Annotated in this window: 14 protein-coding genes; 1 reads left to right on the top strand and 13 read right to left on the bottom strand. The window is 67.7% G+C overall.

The annotated features are described in order from the left end of the window. Window positions 1-15: 15 nt before the first annotated feature. From OG241_RS19055 to OG241_RS19095, 9 genes are all read right to left on the bottom strand, one after another. Window positions 16-1,143: a carbohydrate kinase family protein gene (locus OG241_RS19055; RefSeq protein ID WP_405816729.1), complete on the bottom strand. Its 1,128-nt coding sequence runs from the start codon at window positions 1,141-1,143 to the stop codon at window positions 16-18. A gap of 111 nt (window positions 1,144-1,254) precedes the next feature. Beyond that, the gene (locus tag OG241_RS19060; RefSeq protein WP_405816730.1) at window positions 1,255-2,250 is read right to left on the bottom strand and encodes an adenosine deaminase; all 996 of its coding nucleotides are present in this window, start codon (window positions 2,248-2,250) and stop codon (window positions 1,255-1,257) included. Window positions 2,251-2,270: 20 nt separating this feature from the next. Continuing rightward, entirely contained in the window at window positions 2,271-3,179 is a 909-nt protein-coding gene (locus OG241_RS19065; protein ID WP_405816731.1) for a ribonuclease Z, read from the bottom strand. Between the two features lie 33 nt (window positions 3,180-3,212). After that, window positions 3,213-3,581, bottom strand: a complete 369-nt coding sequence (locus tag OG241_RS19070; RefSeq protein ID WP_405816732.1) for a histidine triad nucleotide-binding protein — start codon at window positions 3,579-3,581, stop codon at window positions 3,213-3,215. Window positions 3,582-4,082: 501 nt separating this feature from the next. Further along, entirely contained in the window at window positions 4,083-4,265 is a 183-nt protein-coding gene (locus tag OG241_RS19075; protein ID WP_405816733.1) for a hypothetical protein, read from the bottom strand. 185 nt (window positions 4,266-4,450) lie between these two features. Continuing rightward, complete coding sequence (locus tag OG241_RS19080; protein WP_405826305.1) at window positions 4,451-10,939, bottom strand: RHS repeat-associated core domain-containing protein; 6,489 nt, start codon at window positions 10,937-10,939, stop codon at window positions 4,451-4,453. A 147-nt stretch (window positions 10,940-11,086) separates the two neighbouring features. Then, window positions 11,087-14,011: a LamG domain-containing protein gene (locus tag OG241_RS19085; protein ID WP_405816734.1), complete on the bottom strand. Its 2,925-nt coding sequence runs from the start codon at window positions 14,009-14,011 to the stop codon at window positions 11,087-11,089. 193 nt (window positions 14,012-14,204) lie between these two features. Beyond that, on the bottom strand, window positions 14,205-14,738 hold the full coding sequence (locus OG241_RS19090) for a hypothetical protein (protein WP_405816735.1): 534 nt from the start codon (window positions 14,736-14,738) through the stop codon (window positions 14,205-14,207). 284 nt (window positions 14,739-15,022) lie between these two features. After that, window positions 15,023-15,316 carry a GntR family transcriptional regulator gene (locus OG241_RS19095; RefSeq protein ID WP_405816736.1) on the bottom strand — a complete coding sequence of 98 codons (294 nt, stop codon included), beginning with the start codon at window positions 15,314-15,316 and terminating at the stop codon, window positions 15,023-15,025. A gap of 990 nt (window positions 15,317-16,306) precedes the next feature. Between OG241_RS19095 and OG241_RS19100 the strand changes: the two genes are divergently transcribed. Continuing rightward, a complete protein-coding gene (locus tag OG241_RS19100; RefSeq protein ID WP_405816737.1) occupies window positions 16,307-16,444 on the top strand; it encodes a hypothetical protein in 138 nt (45 codons plus the stop codon). A gap of 78 nt (window positions 16,445-16,522) precedes the next feature. Here OG241_RS19100 and OG241_RS19105 read toward each other — a convergent pair whose 3' ends face one another. The 4 genes from OG241_RS19105 to OG241_RS19120 all read right to left on the bottom strand — a co-directional run bounded on the left by OG241_RS19105 (window position 16,523) and on the right by OG241_RS19120 (window position 22,377). Further along, window positions 16,523-19,792 (bottom strand): S41 family peptidase, encoded by a 3,270-nt coding sequence (locus OG241_RS19105; protein WP_405816738.1) that lies wholly within the window; start codon window positions 19,790-19,792, stop codon window positions 16,523-16,525. A gap of 92 nt (window positions 19,793-19,884) precedes the next feature. Further along, window positions 19,885-20,469 (bottom strand): hypothetical protein, encoded by a 585-nt coding sequence (locus OG241_RS19110; RefSeq protein WP_405816739.1) that lies wholly within the window; start codon window positions 20,467-20,469, stop codon window positions 19,885-19,887. 91 nt (window positions 20,470-20,560) lie between these two features. Next, window positions 20,561-21,304, bottom strand: a complete 744-nt coding sequence (locus tag OG241_RS19115) for a 16S rRNA (uracil(1498)-N(3))-methyltransferase (RefSeq protein WP_405816740.1) — start codon at window positions 21,302-21,304, stop codon at window positions 20,561-20,563. Continuing rightward, the gene (locus tag OG241_RS19120) at window positions 21,301-22,377 is read right to left on the bottom strand and encodes a nitronate monooxygenase (protein WP_405816741.1); all 1,077 of its coding nucleotides are present in this window, start codon (window positions 22,375-22,377) and stop codon (window positions 21,301-21,303) included. Before OG241_RS19120 ends, OG241_RS19115 begins: the two co-directional genes overlap by 4 nt. Window positions 22,378-22,421: the final 44 nt, after the last annotated feature.

A 22,421-nucleotide genomic window follows, 5' to 3' on the forward strand; every position in this document is an offset into this window, starting at 1 on the left:
GCCCGCCGCACACGCTCAGGCGGATCTGCGGAAACCGATCGTCGGAACGGCCCGCCGCAGCGGCCACGGGCGCGGTCTGGCGCTCCTGGGCACCAGGTCCGCGAGGAACGCGTACCGCCGGAGGGCCGCCGGGTCCTGGTGCTCGTACGACTGGATCTCGCGCCACCAGGCCCCGATCTCGGACCAGCCGGGGGCGGAGAGGGAGCCGCCGAAGTCCTGGACGGAAAGGGCGGCGGTGAGGCCGGCGAAGGCGAGGCGGTCGGCGAGCGGCCAGTTCGCGAGGGTGCCGGTGACGAAGCCCGCGACGAAGACATCACCGGCGCCGGTCGGGTCGAGGGCCTCGACGGCGATGGCCGGCACCTCCGCCGTCTCCCCCGTACGCCCGTCCACCGCGTACGCACCCTCGGCGCCGAGGGTGACGACGGCGAGCGGTACGTGGTCGGTGAGGGCGTGGGCGGCCTGGCGGGGGCAGTCGGTGCGCGTGTAGCGCATCGCCTCCTCGGCGTTGGGCAGGAAGGCCTCGCAGTGCTCCAGGTCGGCGAGGCCGGCGAGGTCCCAGCGGCCGGTGTCGTCCCAGCCGACGTCGCCGAAGATACGGGCACCCTTGCGGGCGGCCTGGGCGATCCAGGGGGCGCGGACGCCCGGGGTGAGGGAGGCGACGGCGGCGCGGGAGTGCGGCGGGCACTCGGGGGTCGGTTCCTCCGGGGGTGCCTCGTGGCCGTGGGAGACCATCGTGCGCTCGCCCTCGTACGCCATGGAGACGGTGACCGGGGAGTGCCAGCCGGGGACCGTGCGTGACGTGGAGAGGTCGATGTGCTCGCCCTGTTCGAGGGCGTCCCAGCAGTACTCGCCGTAGTGGTCGTCGCCGAACGCGGCGGCGAGGGAGGTCCGCAGGCCGAGCCGGGCGAGCGCGGTGGCCATGTTGGCGACCCCGCCGGGGCTGGACCCCATCCCGCGCGCCCAGGACTCGGTGCCGCGCACCGGGGCGCTGTCGAGGCCGGTGAAGATGATGTCGAGGAAGACGGTGCCCGTCAGATACACGTCCCACGGAGGTTCGTCGGGCGCGCGCAGGGCGGCCAGGGGATCGACCTGGGCCTGACGGTCGGACGATCCCTCTCCGGTGGACGCGGTGGACGCGATCACGGTGCGCTCCCTGACGATGGTGCGGATTCAGGCCAGTCTGCACCACACCACTGACAACGGGCCGTCACTCCACTCCGGGTACGCCCCCGGAACCTCTGCGGAGACCTCGGGTCACCGCGTGAACTCGTACGCCTCCACCTCGGCGAGATACCGGGCCCGCCGCTCCTCGTCGTGGTCCAGGAACGACGCGAGGAACGAGTTCCGCGCCAGCTCCCGCAGCCGCTCCTCACCCAGCCCCAGGGCTTCGCGCACCGCCCCGAAGTTGTCACCGACGTAGCCGCCGAAGTACGCGGGGTCGTCGGAGTTGACGGTGCAGAGAAGTCCCGCGTCGAGCATCGCCGGCAGCGGGTGCTCGGCCAGTACGTCCACAGCCCGCAGCCGTACGTTGGACAGCGGGCACAGGGTCAGCGGCACCCGGTCCCGGACGAGCCGCGCGACCAGTTCCGGGTCCTCCATGCAGCGCAGCCCGTGGTCGATCCGCTCGACGCCGAGGACGTCGAGGGCCTCGGTGATGTACTCGGGCGGCCCCTCCTCGCCCGCGTGCGCGACGCGCCGCAGCCCCAGCCCGGCGGCGGCCTCGTACACCTCGCGGAACTTGACCGGCGGATGCCCGACCTCGGCGGAGTCGAGCCCGACTCCGGCGATCCGGTCGAGGTACGGTTTCGCCGCCTCCAGCGTCTCCATGGCCGACTCGGCGGACTCGTCGCGCAGGAAGCACATGATGAGCTGCGTGGAGACGCCGTGCGCCGCCTCGCTGTCGCCGAGCGCCCGCCACAGCCCCTCGACGACCGTCCCCATGCTCACGCCCCGGGCGAGGTGGGCCTGCGGATCGAAGAAGATCTCCGCGTGCCGCACGCCCTGCGCGGCGGCCCGCGCGAGATAGGCGATGGCGAGGTCCTCGAAGTCCTGTTCGGTGCGCAGGACGGCCATGAGCTCGTAGTACAGGTTCAGGAAGGACTGCAGGTCGTCGAAGAGATACGCCTTCCGCAGCTCTTCGGTGTCGGCGTACGGCAGCGACACGCCGTTGCGCGCGGCGAGCGCGAAGGCCAGCTCGGGTTCGAGGGTGCCTTCGATGTGGAGGTGCAGTTCGGCTTTGGGGAGGGACATCAAAGAATCGTACGACCGGTTTACCGCCGTTTCGGAACCGGCACCCTCAGCAGGTCGTACGCGACGGTCAGCTCGCCCTCGTACCCGGCGGCCCGCGCCTGCCGCTCGAACTCGGCCGGGTCGGAGTAGCGCTGGCTGAAGTGGGTGAGGACGAGATGCCGCACACCGGCGTCCCGGGCGACCGCCCCCGCCTGCCCTGCGGTCAAGTGCCCATGGTCGACGGCGAGTTGGAGATCCTCGTCAAGGAAGGTCGACTCGATAACGAGCAGGTCGCACCCCTCGGCGAGCGCGTGCACGCCGTCGCACAACCGGGTGTCCATCACAAAGGCGAACCGCTGTCCGTGCCGCACCTCGCTGACCTCGTCGAGGGTGACGGAACCGAGAGAACCCTCCCGCTGCAGCCGCCCGACGTCCGGCCCCTTGATGCCGTGCTCGGCGAGCAGCTCGGGCAGCATGCGGCGTCCGTCGGGCTCGACGAGGAGATAGCCGTACGACTCGACGGGATGGGAGAGCCTGCGGGCTTCGAGGCGGTAACCGGCCGTGGCCGCCAGCACCCCGCCCTCCCCCGACACCGGCACCTGACCGATCTGGACGGTCTCGCGGTAGGCGGTGGCGTACCGCAGCCGGTCGAAGAACTTCTGCCCGGAGCGCGGGTAGTGCGCGGTCACCTCGTGCGGGACGCGGTCGAGGTTGATGCGCTGGACGACCCCGGCGAGCCCGAGCGAGTGGTCCCCGTGGAAGTGCGTGACGCAGATCCGGTTGATGTCGTGGGCGGCGACCCCGGCACGCAGCATCTGGCGCTGCGTGCCCTCGCCGGGATCGAAGAGGAGGCCCTCGCCGTCCCAGTGGAGGAGGTAGCCGTTGTGGTTGCGGTGCCGGGTGGGTACCTGGCTGGCGGTGCCGAGGACCACCAGTTCACGTGCGGACAAGGGAAGTTACCGTTCTCGGTTCGCTCGGCCCGGCTATCCCGGGGGCCACTGCAGGCCACGCCCGCCGAGGATGTGCGCGTGGGCGTGGAAGACGGTCTGGCCGGCGCCGCTGCCCGTGTTGAAGACGATGCGGTAGCTGTCCAGCTTCTCCTCGGCCGCGATCTCACCGGCGTGGCGCAGCACATCGGCGGTGATGCCGGGTTCGGCGGCGGCGAGGGAGGCCGCGTCGGGGTGGTGGACCTTGGGGATCACCAGGATGTGCGTCGGCGCCTGGGGGTTGATGTCCCGGAAGGCGACGGTGGTGTCCGTCTCCTGGACGATCGTCGCCGGGATGAGCTTCGCGACAATCTTGCAGAACAGACAGTCGTCCTGCGGTGTCCCGCTCTCGCTCTCGTCTCGCATGCGTGTGCCTCCTCACGCTTGCCGATCAGTACGTCGGCATCGTATCGGCCCCCGACAGATACGATTTGGCGCTGAGCGTCCAGCGCGCACTACCGCCTGCCCCCGCTTCGACGTCGAGTGCCTCAACGCTGTGCACCCACGCCTCCCTTCCCTTGTCGTTCGCCGCGGATACCGCGTTTGCGCCCTCAGCTTCGTGCCCGCCCGGTCGAGGTCTCGACACCGACTGCCTGCGCCACCAGAGTCGTCGAACCCGACGGCCTGCACCCCACGGCCGCCCCGCCTCCGTCAGGCTGACGCTGCCTTTCCTGGCAATGGTTTGTCTCCGCCCACCCCAAGAAGACAGAAAATACCCGTGCGCCCGGCGCGAGCACTGCCCGGGAAAGGGAGGTTCGCACCGGATACCTCGGGCTGCCTGGGCACTCACATCCGTCGCCCGCCACGCCAGGGCCTTCGTTTTCAGCGAGTGCCACGGATCTTTTCAGATTGACGACACAACCTGGATCAGGCCACAGGATCCTCGGCCATGATCGCGTCGCGTGTCACCTCGAAGGCAGCTTCCGCTTCCGGATCACGCTCCATCATGCGCTCCCAGAAATCTCCTGCGATCCATTCTTTCGGCCCCATGCTCAGTCCGCCTCGCCGATAGATCTCCACACTCCACTGGGAAGGGACGAAATCAGACACCTGCTCAAAGCACTTCCCGCTGTACAGCCCGGCGAGTTCCCCAGCCGAGTGCTCAATTCGCAGGGAAGAAGAACCGTCACTCCGTACATGCAGTTCGAGTACGACGCACTCCTGCCCTGGACTGAAATGGTATCTGCCATCAACAGGGCTGGGAGACGCTTCCGGGGCGCCCAGATAACGAACTCTCACTTTCTCTGACCTCCGCCCAGCTTCACCTTGTAGTCATAGTAGTAAACTTCTCCACTCACTTCATTTCTATAGAAATGAACCTCCAGAGTTCCCTCGCCGCCCGGGATGTTGCTTCGCGGAGTTGCATACTTGCCCCACTGAGCAGCACCACCGTGTGCCGCGAAGTATTCCTTCAGGTGGGCGTTCTTCATCTTGGAGCCCTCTTGAATTTTCGTGGAACGTGCGATGGTTTCCGCGGTAAGGTCGCCGTTCGTGGTGAACATCTTGGCCGCTGCAGCAGCGTCGACCTCATACTCTAGCTGCTTTGCAAGCCGGGCGCCATTAGAGTAATTCGCTGCGCCCCCATATGCTGCACCAGATGGCATGCTTCCACCTGCGGCGCCACCTGTTCCCATTTCGGCTATGACCTCAGTGCAACCTGCAGGGTTCGCCAGGCACGCTGCGCTGATTTCTGGAGCGACAGCTGCAATGACCGGGGCGGCGACTATCGCCGCCGCCACGCCCACGACGACGCCCACCACGACATTCACCCAGGTTGCATGCTTCGGCGTATCTGGCAGATCGTCTGCATTTCGGTCGTAATAGGGATTCGTTCCCATGGCCCAGCAAGATCTGCACTGCGATCCGTCTCGTCGCTCGGGCTTCGGGTCAGGACCCTTCTTGAATGCGATCTGCGCCGATTTGTGGCCCCCGTCCGTGCGGATGGTGATCGTCATAGTGCCACTGCCGGTGCCACCACCCGGCTTCTGGTATTGGACGGTCTGCGTGTAGGTCTGGGTGGAGTGGTAGACCCAGGTGCCGTTGGAGCCCATCGTCATGTAGTCGTGGTATCGGCCCCCCTTGCCGTCGCTGCACCCGCGCTCGCAGTCCGTGATTGGCCGCAAGCCGGTGGGGTCGGACATGGTGACGGGGGTGTTGTTGGCGTAGGCGTAGCCGTTGAGGGATTCGTGGTCTTCGGGGGCGAGGACGGGGTCGACGGACAGGAAGCGTCCGGTGGCCGGGTCGTACTCGCGGGCCCCCACGTGGGTGAGTCCGGTATCGGCGTCGGCGGGTTTACCAAGGAAACCCTTGTCGTCGGGCCAGGCAGACGGGGTGACGCCACGAGCCTCACCGAAGGGCTTGGTGTAGCGGCGGGTGACGGCCTGGGTGGTTGCGTCCACCGTCATCGAGGCGGTGCCGTGGTGGTCGTCGACCATCCAGGACAGGCTGGACTCAGTCCGGACTGCGGTGGCGTCACCGGCCGGGTAGTAACGTTGGGCGGTGAACTTTTTGGCCGCCGTGTCGTAGTGGAGTTCCTGACCTGCCAGGTAGAGGACAGTCTTGCCGGGGCTGCGGCGGATCAGGAGTTCCCCGTTGGCGTCATAAAGGTAGTCGGTGGTCTTGGTACCTTCGGTGAGGCGGCTGAGTTCCCCTTCGATGTCCCACACGAGACTCTGCGCGGTGCCGGTGGTGCCGTAGCGTTCGGTGGTGTTGCCCTGCTCGTCGTAGGTGTACGCCTTGGCGGTGCCGCCGTTAACAGTGACTGAGGTCAGAGTGTGAGGCTGGCCTGCGCCGACGGCGTTGACGGGGGGGTAGCCATAGCCAGTCGTGATGTCACTGATGGCCTTGTGTTCGGTCTGGGTGTCGCGCAGGCCGCCGGGCTTGAAGGTCCAGCTGGTCCAGTACGGAGCCGGCCCGCCGAGAGTGCTCGCCGAGCGGGCGGTAGCACAGTCGTTGGAAGACGGGGTCCAGGCTTCGGTCAGGCGACGGTAGCCGTCGTAGGCGAAGCACTGGGTGTCCTTGCCGTTGGCGTTGTCGGTGATCGACTTGACGTTGCCGGTGGTGTCGTAGATGTAGTCGAGGTCGCTGGTGTAGCCGGTGTTGGTCTGGTCGACGGTGTGCGTGTTGGCCAGGCGGCGGGTGCCGTCTTCGTAGCGGTTGAGGATCTGGAGCTGCTTGGCACCGGTGGAGGTGCCCAGGCGGGTCTCCTCGATCTCGCCGTACGGGGAGTAGCCGATGTTCTGGACGTAGTCGGTCATGCCGTCAGTGCCGGTGAGCATGCCGAGGTTGTTGTAGCTGTTGGTGACGGTCTCGGCCGGCAGGCCAGCCACTTCAGGCATCGAGGTGGACTGGACAGTGCCGTCGATGTTGTAGGCGGTGGACGTGGTGAACGTCTGCGGTGCGCCAGCGTTGACAACCAGGTCGTCGGCGGCGGCGATGCCGGTCCTGGTGCCCTTGGGACGGCCGAGGGTGTCGTAGCCGGTGACGATCTGGTAATAGATCTTGCCGGTGGTACCTCCGACGTACCGGATCGAGGCTGTCGGCTGTCCCTTGGCCAGCGAGTCGTAGGTGAACTTGGTCAGCTGGTGGGTGTTGTCCTTCGCCCCGTCCCAGGTTCCGGTCTTGCGGCCGAGTTCGTCGTAATCGGTTATCAGTGTGCGGGAGACTCCGTCGAGAGTTGTGGTGGCCGTCAGAGGCTGGTCGAGATCGTTGTAGGTGGTGTCGACTTTGCCCTTGTCGGGATCGGTCGAGGTGATCTTGCGGCCGCGCAGGTCGTATCCGTACGTCCAGACCGCCCCGTCCGGTCCGGTCATCTTCTTGAGCTGGCCGCCGGGGGTGTAGTCGTACAACGTGCGGGTGTAGTCCGTGCCGGTCGGGACGGGGCCGCCGTATTCACGGCGCTCGGTGATCCGACCACGGGCGTCGATCATCGTCAGGGTACCGGTACCGCCTGCGGCGGCGGTGGCAGCGGTGCGGTCACCCTGCTCGTCGGTCTTGGTCCGCCACTTCTCTTGGTCGTAGACCCTGAAGATCGATTCGGTGGCTCGGCCGGCGGCGTCGAAGACAGTCTCGGTGGAGGCGGGGACGGAGCCTTGGAAGGTATTGGCTAGGGTGCCCGAGGGCGCGTTGTTGTCGTGGATCTGGCCATTGGAGATGTAAGCCAAGCCGCGGTCGTCATAGAGGGTTTCGGAGATCACCCGGCCGCCGTTCGGGGCGGGAGCCTGCTTCTGACGGGACCGCAGCAGGCCGTCGAAGATCTCATAGGAGCTGTTGTACATTTTCCCGTCCGCCTTGAGGGCATCAGTGCGGACCCAGGTCTCCTTGTTGTCGTTGATGCTGTAGGCGTAGACGATGCTGGCAACATCACCGAGCCCTCGGGAACGATTCGGCATCCAGACCGACTGGAGGCGGCCGAGCGCGTCGAAGGACCACTCGGTGACATTGCCGTTGGGGTCGGTGGTCTTGGTGGCCGTACCCCAGGCCGGATCCACCTCGGTGGTGTAGGTGAAGAGCTTGGGGTCAGGGTTGACGGACATCTTGGACGTCAGGGGGCCGTAGCCGGTGTCGTCAGGGATGTAGGTGGTCTTGATCGTGTGGTTGAGGGCGTCGGTCGCGGTGAGCGGGCGGCCCAGCTTGTCGAAGGTGGAGCTGGAGACCTGTTGGTAGACGGGGGTCTTGTCCACTGCGTTGTAGTCGGACACCCGGTAGGACGCGGTGATCTCACCCTTGGTGGGTGCCACCCCGACAGCTTGGTTGTCGTAGGCCGTGGTGATGTCGGAGACGACGTTGTCGGGGATCGCCGGGGTGGTCGTGCAGGGAACCGAGTAGGTCTCGGTGCGTGAGACCGTGTTGACCAGCCAGGCCGAGGTGTTGCGGGCGTAGCTGGTGCGCACGCACGACTCGTCGCCGGTCTTGGTGGCGTCGCCGCTGTCCTCAACCGTCATCGGCATGCCGTACGTGGTGTCGTACGTGGTCTTCTGCTTGACCGTGCGAGTACCGGTGGAGGTCTTGGTGCGGGTGGTGGTCTCGTCGGCCTGGACGATCCGGGACTCGGTGGTACCCCAGCTGTAGGTGTGGCTGCCGGTCTTGTAGGACCAGGGGGTGTTGATGGTTCCGCTGAGCTCTTCGGTGCCGTTGTAGACGATGGTCTCGCGGACGAAGCCGGCGTACTGGCGGGAGTCGTCGATGGCGGTGCCGGTGGAATCAGTGACCTTCTCCACCCGGGCTGTGCCGTCGAGTTCCTTCTCGCCGTTCAGGCCGCGCATGTAGAGCGTCGACTTCTTGCTGCGCGGGCCCTCCGAGTCGCCGGAGGTCTCCACGACCTTGCCGTAGCCGCGCCACTGCGACCATGTTCGGTTGGACGGCTTGGTCAGGCCCTCGTCGTCGGCATACGCCCAGCCTGCGCCGCCCTGGTAGTCGTAGTACTTCTCGCCGGTGTCGCCGTGACCGTAGGGGTCGTCCTGGAAGACGGACGTGACGACATACTTATGGAACCAGTCGGTGACCGGAGTTGCCCCGGACTGGGACCACTTGACCGGAAAGCAGCGGCGCGTGTTCTTGTCGACGACAGTCGGCATGCTGGTGCCCCAGATGCAGTCTGGGTCGGAATAATTGGCGGTGAGGGTGGAGCCAGTCTCGGACTTGATGGTGCGCACCCGCCACTTGATGTAGCGAAGGGTGTCCGGGCCGCTGCCCTCGACGTGGTTGGACAGCTGGATACCGCCGAAGATGATCGGCGGCATGGCAGCCGTGGTGGTGTTGGCCTTGCCTGTGTTCTGGATGGACTTCAGCCACAGGCTCGCCGAAGAGGCATCACCGGGGTCGGGGAAGCTCTGCTCCAGGTGCCAGGTGTCCACGTCCCGCTGGGTGGTGCCGGTGCCGGTCCACACAGAGGTGGTGATGTCGGTGAGGCGCTTGCGGGTGAAGAAGGCCGGGCCGATCTGGGTGGTGCACTTGGTGTTGGCCGCGCAGATCATGTCGAAGGGCACGTCGGGCCAGTTGGCCTTGGTATCTGCCGTAAGGCTGGAGCAGCCGCCCGAGACAACACAGCGTTCGGCGTAAGCGAAGCTGACCTGCTGGGCTGCGGGCTTGCTGTAGATCAGGTCGCTGCGCAGGCCGTAGTCGATGCGGTTGAGGTAGCCGCCCCGGTAGTAGAGCGTGCCGTTGACGGTGGTGTCAGCGTTCTTGGAGTAGTAGTTCGGGTCCCTGGTGTACCAGTAGGTGGAAGCGTTGCCGTGAGGGTCTACGGCGTAGTCCAGGTTCCAGCGCCAGGCCTGGGCGCAGGAGGAGTCGGCGAAGCCGGTGGACTTGTAGCAGGGCTCGCCGGAGTCATCGCCAAAGACCGGCACGGTCCACACGGAGTTGGTGACCGCGTCGTCGGCGGCGGTGCCGTTGTCGCTCCAAGCGGGCATCCGGTGCTTGCCGAAGAAGTACTGAATGCCGGAGGCGTCCGTGACCTTCCAGTACTCGGTGTTGTCGTCGCCGTTGCCGGTGGCTCCGGTCAGGTGCTCGACGCGGGTGCCGTCCTCGTTCTTCACCTTCCACGAACCACCGGACGCCTGCGACAGGGCCGCGGTGTCACAGGCCGTCTTGTCGGTGCAAGCGTTGACCAGTTCGACCGCCTTGCCGTTGAGGACCAGGGTGGCGTTGGCGTACTTCCAGCACAGGTCTCCCTTGCCGGACTGGCCGTCGTCCTTGCAGGAGCCGTACTTGCGTTCGATGTAGGACTCGGTGATCGAGAAGCCTTCGCCGATCACGGAGGTCTGGTTGTTCTCTCCGGCTGTACGTCCGTCCACCGAGGCGGAGTTGTAGGAGATCGAAAGATTCGGGGCCGGACCGGCTGTGGCCGGGGGGACCCGTAGCGGGTAGTTCCATGTGAAGTCGCCCGTACTGCCGCCGGCCTCCCAGGTCGCGGTCGGGGACAGCGGAGTGGCGCCGTAGTCACCGCCGCCGCCCGAGCTGTCGGCCGCTGCCGCCAGCACCATCGGGGTGCCGGCCGCGAGGGTACGGGCGGAGACGGTGCCTGTGAGCGTCTGGGACTTCGCGTCGTTGTCCGCGCCCGTCACTGGTCGCTGGGTACGGCAGGACTTCTTCTCCGGGGTGGTCAGCGCACAGGCCGGGAGTGTCACCAGGCGCAGGCGGGGGCCGAAGTTGCCGCCGTAGACATCCTTGAAGGAGGAGTAGTCCAAGGAGACCCGGAGCTTGTCGGTGTCAGTGGAGGGCTTTCCGGATGCGGTTCCCGCCGGGGCGACGGTGAGTAGGACGCCGTTGACGCCTGCCTTCTTCGCCGCTGCCTGAGAGTGGAGGCGGAGCCCCACCTTCTCGGTCGGGCCGGTGCCCTTCGCCGCTGCCTTGCTCTTCGGTGCCTTGGCCCCAACGGTGGCGGGCTGTTGGGCCAACTTCACGCTGAGCCCGCCGACGGTGACAGCGGCCTCGCGGGTCGCCTCCACCTCAGCAGTGACCGTCCCAGCCTCTGGCCAGGCGGCCTTCTTCAACCGCTCAAGGGTCTCGCGGGACGCCGGTGGGGCTTTGTCCTTCGGGGCCTTGGACGTGCCGGGCTTAAGCACGCCCACCTTGTCGATCTTCGCCTCGGCCTGGTCCTCCAACTGCCTACGCGCTGATTGGGATTGGGCCTGAGCGGCCACGTCGTAGCCCGAGGGAACGACGACTTGGGGAAGGACGGAGAGGGAGACTACGAGCGCGCCACGGCCGAGCCAGCGCGACAGCGGAGGGCTCGGTCTCCGCACGCGGGAGAGGGATGAGGCAGACACGGTGGGTTTCCGTTTCCGGACGTGGGAGGTATCCCTGGCGGAATGGATGAAGAGGTGGGGAGCCGATCGGTGCCCGGGCGGACGCCCGGACACCGCCGCTGGTCACTGCTCGGCGTTGTAGAGATCGGCGATCGTGCCGTCGTCCATCGCCCCGGCCCAGACCCGCACGTTGGCGATATGGCCAGGGAAGTAGCGGGATGCGGCGCCGTCGATCCGGCCACGTCCCACTTCGAACTTTCCTGTCCCCTGCCATGGGGCGATGTAGGCGCTGCCGTCCTCGCTGGCCACTCGCCCGCTGTCGACATAGAGCAGGATCGCGCCACGTTTCGTGGAATCCGCGTCGTCATCGCTGGCGTACTGCGCGTCGTACACGACGGTCAGCCGGACCCACGTGTTCTTCTGTGCGACAGCCGAGTCCTGGGTGGTCCAGGTGGCCCCCGTGCCGTCCTTGCTGGGACGGCCGAACTTCCACCTGCCGGCGCTATCTCCTGCTGGCTGCTCGTACCACAGGCCCCAGGAGGACTGGGTGGCTCCCGGCTGGCCGAAGACCTGGAGCGAGTAGGCCTTGGTGGTGTCGGACAGCTTGGTGCCGTCGAGCCGGACCCAGGCCGTGGCGGTGAAGGAGCCCGTGTCGTCGACCAGGGGGCCGTCGGTCGTGGCGTAGGAACTCGTTCCGTTCAGGGTCATCACCTGACGGGTGGGCAGTCCCAGGTCCGCGTTGTCGGCCGTGTCCGGGTCAATGCCCAGAGTCGTGCCGCTCAGGGTCATGGGGCGGATGTATTCGGAACGGTCGGTGATCGTCGTTCCCTGAGCGCGGGTGGTGTCGGTCGCGTCCCATTCCCCGAGCAGCGTGGTGATCGGGTCGCCTGCCGTGTCGTCGCTGATGTCCTCGTCCTCCAGACGGGCATCCTGAACAACCTCGGTGTCGGCCAAGGCACGGGCCCAGACCTTGACCTCGTCGATGCGGCCGTTGAAGTACTCACCCCAGGTGCCGTCGTAACGGAGCCTGCCTACCTGGAGCGCCCCGCTCGCCGTCCACGGGGTGGTGAACTTGACCGGCTCACCCTGCGCGCGCCCGTTGACGTAGAGCTGAATGGTGTGATCGGCGGCGTCGTAGACCCCGGTGAGATGGGTCCATGCGTTCAACACCGGCGGCTTGGTGGCAATGGAACGAGTGACCGTCGCGCTACTGATGTCGCTTCCGTGCCGACTGAAGACCCAGGCGTTGTGCGCCGACGAATACGACAGCTGGAAACCAGAAGCATTCGTGCCCGCCTGGGTCAGCACGGTGTAGTTGCGCGCGGTGTCCTGCAGACGCACCCAGACCGAGGCGGAGAACGACTTCGACGTGTCCAGGACAGCCGTCGGCGTCTGGGCGAAACTCGTGGAACCGTCGATCCTCAGCGAGCGTGTTCCACCCCGTTCCAGAAGTGAGTACCCGGATCCAGAAGAGGCCGAGGACAGAGTGAGTGGGTGCTGCGTCGCCGTCGTACTGTCCGCACCGCTGTTGTCCAGGTGCCAGATTCCCGTGGGTTTCTCCGCATCGTTGACCAGGAAACTGTAGGAGCCGGTATCCGAGCTGTGCATGGCGGCGTCGTATCCCCATACCTGGATGGTGCTCTCACCGGCCTGGTTCGGAGTGATCGAGACCGTCGTCGATGCGCCCTTGGCCACGTTGATCGGGCTGGAGACAGCGCCGCTGTTCAGGCGCCACTTGTACGTCACGACATCGGACTGGATACCGGCCGTGCTCGCGTTCGTGTCGGCCGGGGTGAACGTGAACCTGCCAGCGGTGCCCACCGCTCCTGACGCCGGATTGGTTTCGCTCGGCTGGTAAAGACCGTCCGCGCTGGTCACGATGGGCGGTGGCGGCTGGTCGGTGTCCACCCGGAAGTAACACCAGGAGGACCAAGCCGAATCCAGAACGCCGGTGCTGCCACGGTCCGACTTGAAGTACGCCTGGGTCTTCACGCGCATCCGGTAGTCGGACTGCGGAGCCAGCGCGGTTGTCGGGGAGGCATCGCGTTTGGCGTTATCGGCCACCCACGCCTCACTGGGAGAAGCCGCAGACCAGGCGCGGCTGGAGCCGTCCGCCTTCCATACCTCGAACGCCGCACGGAGCTGGGAATTGGAGCCGTCCGCCGACTGCACGGTGGCGATCATCTTCGGCGTGGTGTCACTCGTGGCGAGCGGAAGCGTGGACGTGTTGCAGGCCTGGCCCGCATTGCCCTGCTGGACACCGACCGTCGTCGGCTTGCCCGGATACGAGACATAGGTCACCGAGAGCTGGGCGTCGTCCCGAAAACGTGCCCAGGCGGCGGCGTTCGACTCGTCGTGAGCGGTCAGGGAGAACGTGATGGCAGCCTTCTTCGCTTCCACGTACTCGCGGACCTTCAAGGTGAGGTTCTCGTCCGCTTCATCGGCCACGTTGTCGCTGAAACGCACCCAGTTCGCCGGCTGCGACGGGCTGCACAGCCCACCACGGCCGTAGGAGACATTGCGATCACCCATGAGGTCGCTGGCAACCGGACGGCCCGACCACGTGGTGGAAGAAGAGATGTCCTTGTTGACAAGACTCAGGTCGTACCACCGCGGATCACACGTGAAGGTCCACGTCTGATAGGCCGAGAACGTGACGTCAAGAACCTTCTTGCCGTAGAGCGAGGAAAGCGGGTACTCGAAGTAGAGACGCTGGGTGTACGGGGAGGAAGAGCAGAGATAACCGTCGTAGTTGGAGCAGCGGCCGGTTCCCTTGTCCCCGTCCCACTCCCAGAACTTGTCCCCGTCAGAGGAGAGAGCGGTCCAGTCACCCCGCACGACGCCCTTTGTCGGCGGATCTACATACAGGGGGTAGACGGTGTCCTTGCCCCGGAGGAGCGACAGGTCCGGGGCGAGTTCCAGGGTGTCACCCTTGATCTTCAGCGCAACGTCCGCGCTCGTGTCCCCTGGCCCCGGCCCGGCTGCGGGATCGTTCGGGCCGCCGTCTCCCCGCGGTTCAGGGCTAGTTGACACTGCAGCCGCACGCATGCGCGTGACGGCAGGAGCCGTGCGTTGCGCTGCGTCCCCGGCGGAGTCCCACATACGCCCGGCGGGGCCTTCGAAGACTTTCGCCCCGTTCTCGTCGCGTGCGACAAACCCACCGTCAGCTCCCGGCACCAGGCTCAAGCCCTCGCCCTCAGTGGTGATTTGAAGATTCGTCAACGCGGGATTGGTCGCGGCCTCAGCATTCTTGACGACCAGAACCTAGGGTGAACCCTCTGCTGACGGCAGTCAGCTTGAGGTCCACACCAGGGAGCACTTCGGCGTACGTCGCAACACTGCCGTCAAGTTGCGGTTCCGGAAGCGCTGTCGGCCAGCCAAAGGCCAGTTCACGGCCATGGTTGTCCAAGGTAACCATCTCGCTGCCAGCGCCGCCGCCAGAGAACTCGACCTGAGTCGCTGTGGAGCGGGGCCTGATCGTGCCGTCTACGGCGCGCACGAGGGTGGTATCGATGTCAGCCCAGGAACCGTCACCTTGCTTCGCACGTACCGGTGCGGCGCTCGTCTCCTGGGTGAAAGTGCCGTCAGGATTCGCGAAAATCTGAGAGACCTCGGTAGTTTCCGGGGCGATCTCTACCCGCTCACCGGATTCGGCTGCCAACTCAGCGGCTCTGGACTCCGGAGAGAGCTCTTCGGATGGCGCAGTCAAACCAGCTGGCGCATGCGCTGAAGCCGGTCCCCCGAGAACCGGGACGGCTGTGATGAGCGACGCCACGACCGCCGCTCCGTAAACGCTGTGACGTATTCGACGCCACACCTCAGCCGACACCGCCCCCACCCCCGAGTCTCACTTATTTTTCACAGACAAGGGGCGATCTTGAATTTTCCCAAACCTTCACGTCAAGCAAATGTGACTTTGATCACTTTCTCAATTTCGCTACATAATGCGGCTGCGATACATGATTCGAGACGCCACATCTCATATGGCGGAATCATGGACCGCCTCGACGACTCACAACTGGGGCACTGAAGCACCGACTTCAGCTGGCCGTCAGGAGGTCAACCGATGGACTCCCCTCCCTCGGATCCACCGACCGACCGGGGCGGCCCGGGCTTCGCGATGACAAACACGCCTTTACCTTGGACACCTCGAACGACCCCCTCTGCCGCAAGCACTTCGATAGCCGACTTGATGGTGCGGCGACTTACCGCCCCACCCGTCTCCTGTTCCAACTCATAGTGAGAGGGGATGCGTCGGCCGACCGGAATGACGCCGCGTCGGATGCGTTCGCGCAGGACGGATGCCAACTGCAAGTACATCGGGGTGATGCTCTCCCGGTCGATCTCGATCATGGTTGGAGCGTAAGAGGTCAACTCGGGTCAGCATAGGTCGACATATCACGAGTAGAGACGTACCAAGACGTGCCAAGTTGGCGTACAGTCAGCTGCCACCAGAAGACCCCGGCGAGTCGGTCAGGACCCCCGGGGCATGGCCACCAACCCTGGGAGGTTGACGACATGCGCGAGCGTAGCGCGGCTGTATTGATCGGGGCGGCGCTGCTGCCCCTGTTGCGCTGGGTGCTCCCAGCCACCGGTAAGCGGCGGCAGACGCACCCAGAACCGAACCGAACTGGCATGTCCAGCAATCACGCAGACAGAAAGGCAAGAGATCGGGCGCACCTGGCGGCGCAAGTACCGGCCCTGCGCCGGTCGCCGTACAGCACGGACCGGGGAACGCTGGACGGTTCCGCATCCCGTCTGTCACGGCCGTACTTGCCCGCTCTCGACGACCAAATTCCAGAGACGATTGCAGCACCGCGTACCGCGCGGGTACGGCCCGGCTGGACAGCACGCGAACGCGTGCTGCGATGGAGGCGGCGGCACGTTCTAGTCCTGGCTGCCCACTTCCACCTCGACAACCGCAACAGCAACACGGTTCCGTTCGCGAGCGGGGTCCGATGACCACGCCGGGGACGAACACAGACACGTGCGGCACAGTCCGCGCCTCGCTGCTGTACCGCGCACCGATCTTCAGCGAGAGCGGCGCGTGCGTGCTTGTCAAAGAGCACGCTGGTGACCACCGGGGCTCGCGGGGCGGCGCATGGAACCTGATCCCGCTCTACCCGGCGACCAACACCGTCGGGGAGACAGTCGAGTGAGCAACGCCCACGACCAGGCCTGGGCGCCGGACCCCTCTTACCTGTCCGGCTCCTGCACCATCGGCACCCACGACCGGTGCCGAGACGGCGAACACCGTGAAAGCGGCGTAGCGGGTCTGCGATACCTGGTGTGCGCGTGTGTCTGCCACTGCCCGCGCCGACCAGTATGCAGGGAGGCAAGCACGTGAAATCCCGTGACGGCGTCTCAGCTTGTTTCCCGGCCCGCCGGAAGCAGTGGAAGTCGGTCGCCTTCACCACTGCGCTCGTGACCGTGTGGGCAGTGGTGGTCTTCATCGGCGTGACCACGATCACCCACCCTTAGCCGATACCCCTCGCGGTCCTCTCTGCAACGCGTCGCAGCGAGGACCGCCTAGTCAACTGGGCTTCGATTCAAGGCCCCTTACACCTCCGGCAACCCCGGCGCCGTCTTCGCCGGCCGTTCCGCCAGCGACTCCAGCGCCAGCCGGATCGCCTCGTCCAGCTGGACGTCCCGCCCGGCCGCGTGGTCCTGCGGGGTCTGCACGACCTCGACATCCGGATCGACGCCGTGGTTCTCGACGTCCCAGCCGTAACCCTCCAGCCAGAAGGCGTACTTGGGCTGCGTGACCCGGGTCCCGTCGACGAGCCGGTAGCGGTTGTCGATGCCGATGACGCCGCCCCACGTGCGCGTACCGACCACGGGGCCGATGCCCAGCGCCTTGATCGCCGCGTTGACGATGTCCCCGTCCGAGCCGGAGAACTCGTTGGCGACGGCGACGACGGGCCCGCGCGGCGCGTCCTCCGGGTAGCTGTACGGCCGTAGCCCGCGCGGCAGGTTCCAGCCGGCGATCCGGCGCGCCAGCTTCTCGACGATCAGCTGGGACGTGTGGCCGCCCCGGTTCTCGCGGACGTCGACGATCAGGCCCTCCTTCGCGACCTCGATCCGCAGGTCGCGGTGGATCTGGGCCCAGCCGGGCGCCTGCATGTCGGGAACATGCAGATAGCCGAGCCGCCCGCCGGACCTCTCGGTGACGTACGCCCGACGGTCGTTGACCCACGCGTGGTAGCGCAGCGGCTCCTCGTCGGCCAGCGGTACGACGACCACGTGCCGCGCGTCGCCGCCGCCGGACGGCGAGACGGTCAGCTCGATGGGCTTGCCCGCCGTACCGACGAGCAGGGGGCCGGGGCCGGTCACCGGGTCGACGGGCTGTCCGGCGATCGCCAGGATCGCGTCGCCCGGGCGCACCGCGACGCCGGGTGCGGCGAGCGGGGAGACGCCGTCGGGGTCGGAGGTCTCGGCGGGCAGGATGCGGTCGACGCGCCAGAGCGGGGTGTCCTGGGGGCCGTCCGTGTGACGGGAGATGTCGGCGCCGAGCAGCCCCTGCCGTTCGCCGCTGCCGTACCCGCCTCTCGGGGTGACGTAGGCGTGCGAGGTGCCCAACTCGCCCTGGACCTCCCAGAGAAGGTCGACGAGGTCGTCATGGGTGGCGACGCGTTCGAGGAGGGGGCGGTAGCGGTCGAGGACGCCGTCCCAGTCGGTGCCGTTCATGTCCGCGCGCCAGAAGTTGTCGCGCATGATGCGGCCGTTCTCGGCGTACATCTGCCGCCATTCGACGACCGGGTCGACGCTCTGCCGTACGCGCGAAAGGTCGACGGTGATGTTGGTGTCGCTCTCGTCGTCGTTCGAGGCGCGCCGGTCGCTGGGTACGACCTTCAGTTTGCCGTCGGTCCACAGCAGGACGCGCTTGCCGTCGCCGCTGACGGCGAAGTGGTCGGCGTCCCCGGCGAGGTGCTCGATACGGTTCTGGGCGAGGTCGTACCGCTCCAGTTCGGTCTTCGGGTCGGGGTCGTCCGGCGTGGCCCGGGAGGAGCCCAGAACCCCCCGCACGGGGTGGCGCAGCCACAGCACGCCGTCCTTGGCGGCCCGCAGGTTGGAGTAGCGGGCGGCCTCGACGGGGAACGGGACGATACGGTCGGCCAGCCCGTCGAGGTCGATACGGGTCGCCGGCGCCCCCTCGCTGTCGGGCGTCTCGTCCTTGTCCGGTGCCTCGAAGGGCCGCCCGTGCCGCTGGGGCCCGAAGGGCGAGGGCGTGGTCGCGGCGAGGGTGATGAGGTGGGGGCGCGAGCCGCCGACGAAGGCCAGGTCGAACACGTGCTCGTCATAGACGGGGTCGAAGGACCGCGCCGACAGGAACACCAGGTGCTTGCCGTCGGCGGTGAACGCGGGTGAGTAGTCCCGGAACCGCAGCGGAGTCGCCTCGGTCACCGACAGGTCGGTGGTGTTGGCGAGCTTGAGCTGACGCAGCGGACTCGGCCCGGGGTGGGACCAGGCGAGCCAGGCGGAGTCGGGCGAGAAGACGAGCCCGGACGCATCACCGTCGCCGCTGCTGTCCACCTCGCGCACCTCCCCCGACTCACGCTCGACGAGCAGCACGCGCCCGTCGTGGGAGGCGACGGCGGCCCGGCTGCCGTCGGGCGCCATGGCCAGGCCGAGAACCCGGCCGAGCTGTCCGGCGGCGAGCCGGCGCGGTGTGGCCCCCGGTGCGGTGCCGGTCGCCGGGGCGAACTCCAGTGCGTCGTCGCCCTCCGCGTCCGTCACCCACACGGCCCACTCCTCGCCGTCCACGCGGAAGGCGCGGGGCAGCCGGGCCCGTACACCGTGCCCCGAGGCGAGCACCCGGGCCGGACCGGACCGGTGGGTGACCCAGTGCACGGAGCCGCGCACACCGATGGCGCTGCCACGCCCGGTGTGGTCGGGCGCTCCGGACCCGAACCAGCGCGAGGCGCTCACCGGACGGGGCTGGAGATCGGCGCGCTGCCCGCCGAGCCGGATGTCGAGCCGCCGCGGCTCGGACCCGTCCAGGTCGTCCAGGAGCCACAGTTCACCGGCGGAGGAGTAGACGACACGGCTGCCGTCGCTCGCGGCGTGCCGGGCGTAGAAACCTCCCCCATTCTCGGCTTCGCTCGAACGGGAGGTGCCCCCACCCGGGGTGTGCCGTCGCAGGTCGGAGCCGTCGGCCAGGGAGGAGTACAGCGCCCCGACACCCTCGTGATCGGAGAGGAACGCGATGCGCTCCCCCACCCACACCGGATACTCGATGTTCCCGTCGAGGTCGGCATGGAGCCGGACGAACTCCCCGGCGCCTTCGCCCTCTTGACTGTCCCGGTCGATCCACAGCTTGCCCGCCGTACCGCCCCGGTAACGCTTCCACCAGGCGGCCTCGCGTCCCATGGGAGCGGAGAGGAGAACGGTCGCCGGACCCTGGGCGACATCACCAACGGGCCCGTACGGCAGCACGGTTGCCGGTCCGCCGTCGAGCGGCACGGCCCTCGCCCAGGAGCGGCGCAGGCTGGCCTGCCCCTGGGTGCTGATGGCGAGGACCAGCCCGTCCGGGGTCCAGCCGCGCACCTGGGTCCGCCAACTGCCCCAGTAGGTGAGCCGCCTGGTCGACCCGCCGTCGATCGGGGCGACATGCACCTCGGGTGCGCCGTCGCGGGTGGAGGTCCAGGCGAGACGGGTGCCGTCCGGGGAGAAACGGGGATGGTTCACCGGCACGTTGTCGGCGCTGACGCGCCAGGCCCGGCCGCCGTCGAGCGGGGCGACCCAGACGTCGTCCTCGGCGGTGAAGGCGACCGAGTCGCCGTGCAGATGCGGAAACCGGAGATACGCAGGCGAAGAGGGCTGAGTCACCCGATCACCCTAGGCAACGATCACGCCCGCTGACAGGGGCTTGGATCACTTCATACGCAATCCACCACGACCCCGGCGCTCTCTTCGCCTCTTCATTTGCCCTCGACGGGCTGGCAGTTCGGGTCCTTCTGGCACCAGATGGTCCTCGTCACGGTGACAGTGACGGTCGGCGCGGGCCGCCCGTTGTCCGGCGGCTGCCAGGTGGCGGGTGTGGTGCGCGTCGGGGTGCTGGGCGCGTCGCAGTCGCCGAGGCCGCTGACGCGGAACCGCTGCTTGCCGGCGACCTTGGCGACGAGGTTCCCGCGTACGCACCTGCCGTCGACGGCGCGTGTCACCTTGCCGGTGACGGTGATGTCCTTGCCGTCCGTGGTCCTGCCCCGGCAGTCGACGTCGGCGACGGTGGCCTCACTCGGCGAAGGCGAACTCCTGGACGTGGACGCCTTGTTGCCGTTGCCGCCGCCGACCGAGGCCGTGCAGGTGAGCCACTGGACGTCGACGTCCCGCCGCTCCAGCTCCTTGGTCGCCGTCCGGTCGGTGGTGAAGGCCACGGAGGCCGAGCTGAGCCCACCGGGATCACAGGCGACGACTCCACCCCCGACGGCCACCACGAGTCCGGCCACCGCGACCACCCTGCGGTGTCTGCTCGGCCGATGCCAAATCCGCCTCAATGCCCCCATGAAAGGCAGCCTGCCACCGCAGTCGCCGACACGGAAGAGCGGATACGGACAGGCGTCGGCCTCCGCCCCCAACAACCAGGACGCTAAGGCCCTAGGACCAGCGTCCGGTGCGGCCGAGCAGCAGCGCCGTCGCGGCGGTCCCGGCGGTGGAGGTACGCAGCACACTGGCCCCGAGCCGGTACGCCTTTGCCCCCGCCTCCTCGAAGAGGGCCAACTCCTCGGGGGAGACGCCGCCTTCGGGCCCGACGACCAGCACGATGTCACCGGTGGAGGGGAGTTCGGCGGTCGCCAGCGCGGCGCTGCCGTACTCGCGGTCCTCGTGCAGTACGGCGGCGAAGTCGGCTTCGGCGAGCAGCGCGGCGACCTGCTTGCTCGACGCGGCGTCCGCGACCTCCGGGAACCGCACCCGGCGCGACTGCTTGCCGGATTCCCGGGCGGTGGCCCGCCACTTGGCGAGCGCCTTCAGCCCACGATCCCCCCGCCACTGCGTGACGCACCGCGAGGCGGCCCAGGGAACGATGGCATCGACGCCGGTCTCGGTCATCGTCTCGACGGCCAACTCGCCCCGGTCGCCCTTGGGAAGAGCCTGGACGACGGTGATACGAGGAGACTGGGCGGCCTCCTCGACGACCGGCCCGAGCCGCAGCACCAGCTGGTCCTTGCCCTCGGCGGCGACGACCTCGCCCTCGGCCCAGCGCCCGGCGCCGTCGGTGAGGACGACGCTCTCACCGGCCCGCAGCCGCTTCACGGAGACGGCGTGGCGCCCCTCGGGCCCGTCGAGAACGTACTGGCGGACATCGGGCAACTGCTCGACGACGAACACGGGAGCGGTCACGAACGCTCACCCCCGCCCAGCAGCGCGGCCCGCGCGGACTCGATCTCGTCCACCAGCACCCTCACCAGTTCCCCGGCCGGAAGCTCACGGGCCAGCCGGTGCCCCTGTCCCGCCCACAGCGCCATGCCCTGCGCGTCGTCGGCCGCGGCGGCCTTCTTGCGGACTGGCGAGGTGAGGTGGTGGACCTCGGGATAGGCGGCGGGCGCGTACGGGCCGTGCTCGCGCAGGAAACGGTTCACCAGACCCCGGGCGGGCCGGCCGGAGAACGCGCGCGTCAGCTCCGTACGGACGAAGAGCGGGTTGGTCAGCGCCTGCTTGTGCAGGGCGTGGGCGCCGGACTCCGGGGTGGCGAGGAAGGCGGTGCCGAGCTGGGCGGCGCTCGCGCCCGCGGCGAGGACGGCGGCGATCTGGCTGCCGCGCATGAGCCCGCCGGCGGCGACGAGGGGGAGGTCGACGGTCTCGCGGACCTGGGCGACGAGGGAGAGCAGCCCGACGGCGGACCCGTCCGCCTCGGGGTTGTCACGATGGGTGCCCTGATGGCCACCGGCCTCGACGCCCTGCACGATCACCGCGTCGGCACCGGCCCGCTGCACGGCGAGAGCCTCTTCGGCGGTGGTCGCGGTGACCAGGGTGAGGGTGCCTGCTCGCCGCAGGGAGTCCAGTACGTCGCTGCTGGGCAACCCGAAGTGGAAGGAGACGACCGGGACCGGGTTGTCGAGGAGCACTGCGAGCTTGGCGTCGTAGCCGTCGTCACGTCCGCTGTCCGGGTCGCCCAGCTCGGTGTCGTACCAGGTCGCCTCACCGGCGAGCTGATGGGCGTAGACCTCGACGGCGGCGGGGTCGGCATACTCGGGCTGCGGCATGAAGAGGTTCACGCCGAAGGGGCGTCCGGTGAGCCCGCGCAGCTGCTTGATCTCCTGGTACATGCCGTCCGCGGTCTTGTACCCGCCGGCGAGGAACCCGAGCCCGCCCGCATCGGCGACGGCACCGGCGAGCCGCGGGACGGAGACGCCGCCCGCCATGGGTGCCTGCACGATCGGGTGAGGGAAAAGATCGGTCAGTGCGGAGGACATGACGGCATGTTGTCACGTCCTCCGCACAAGTCCGAATCAGGCCG

It is taken from the genome of Streptomyces sp. NBC_01390 (genome assembly GCF_045040105.1).
Lineage (GTDB): Bacteria > Actinomycetota > Actinomycetes > Streptomycetales > Streptomycetaceae > Streptomyces.

Bases quoted from the DNA above. Each gene is read 5' to 3' on its own strand.
- OG241_RS19085 (WP_405816734.1), bottom strand. From the start codon at position 14,011: ATGCGTGCGGCTGCAGTGTCAACTAGCCCTGAACCGCGGGGAGACGGC.
- OG241_RS19070 (WP_405816732.1), bottom strand. From the start codon at position 3,581: ATGCGAGACGAGAGCGAGAGCGGGACACCGCAGGACGACTGTCTGTTC.
- OG241_RS19095 (WP_405816736.1), bottom strand. From the start codon at position 15,316: ATGATCGAGATCGACCGGGAGAGCATCACCCCGATGTACTTGCAGTTG.
- OG241_RS19120 (WP_405816741.1), bottom strand. From the start codon at position 22,377: ATGTCCTCCGCACTGACCGATCTTTTCCCTCACCCGATCGTGCAGGCA.
- OG241_RS19060 (WP_405816730.1), bottom strand. From the start codon at position 2,250: ATGTCCCTCCCCAAAGCCGAACTGCACCTCCACATCGAAGGCACCCTC.
- OG241_RS19110 (WP_405816739.1), bottom strand. From the start codon at position 20,469: ATGGGGGCATTGAGGCGGATTTGGCATCGGCCGAGCAGACACCGCAGG.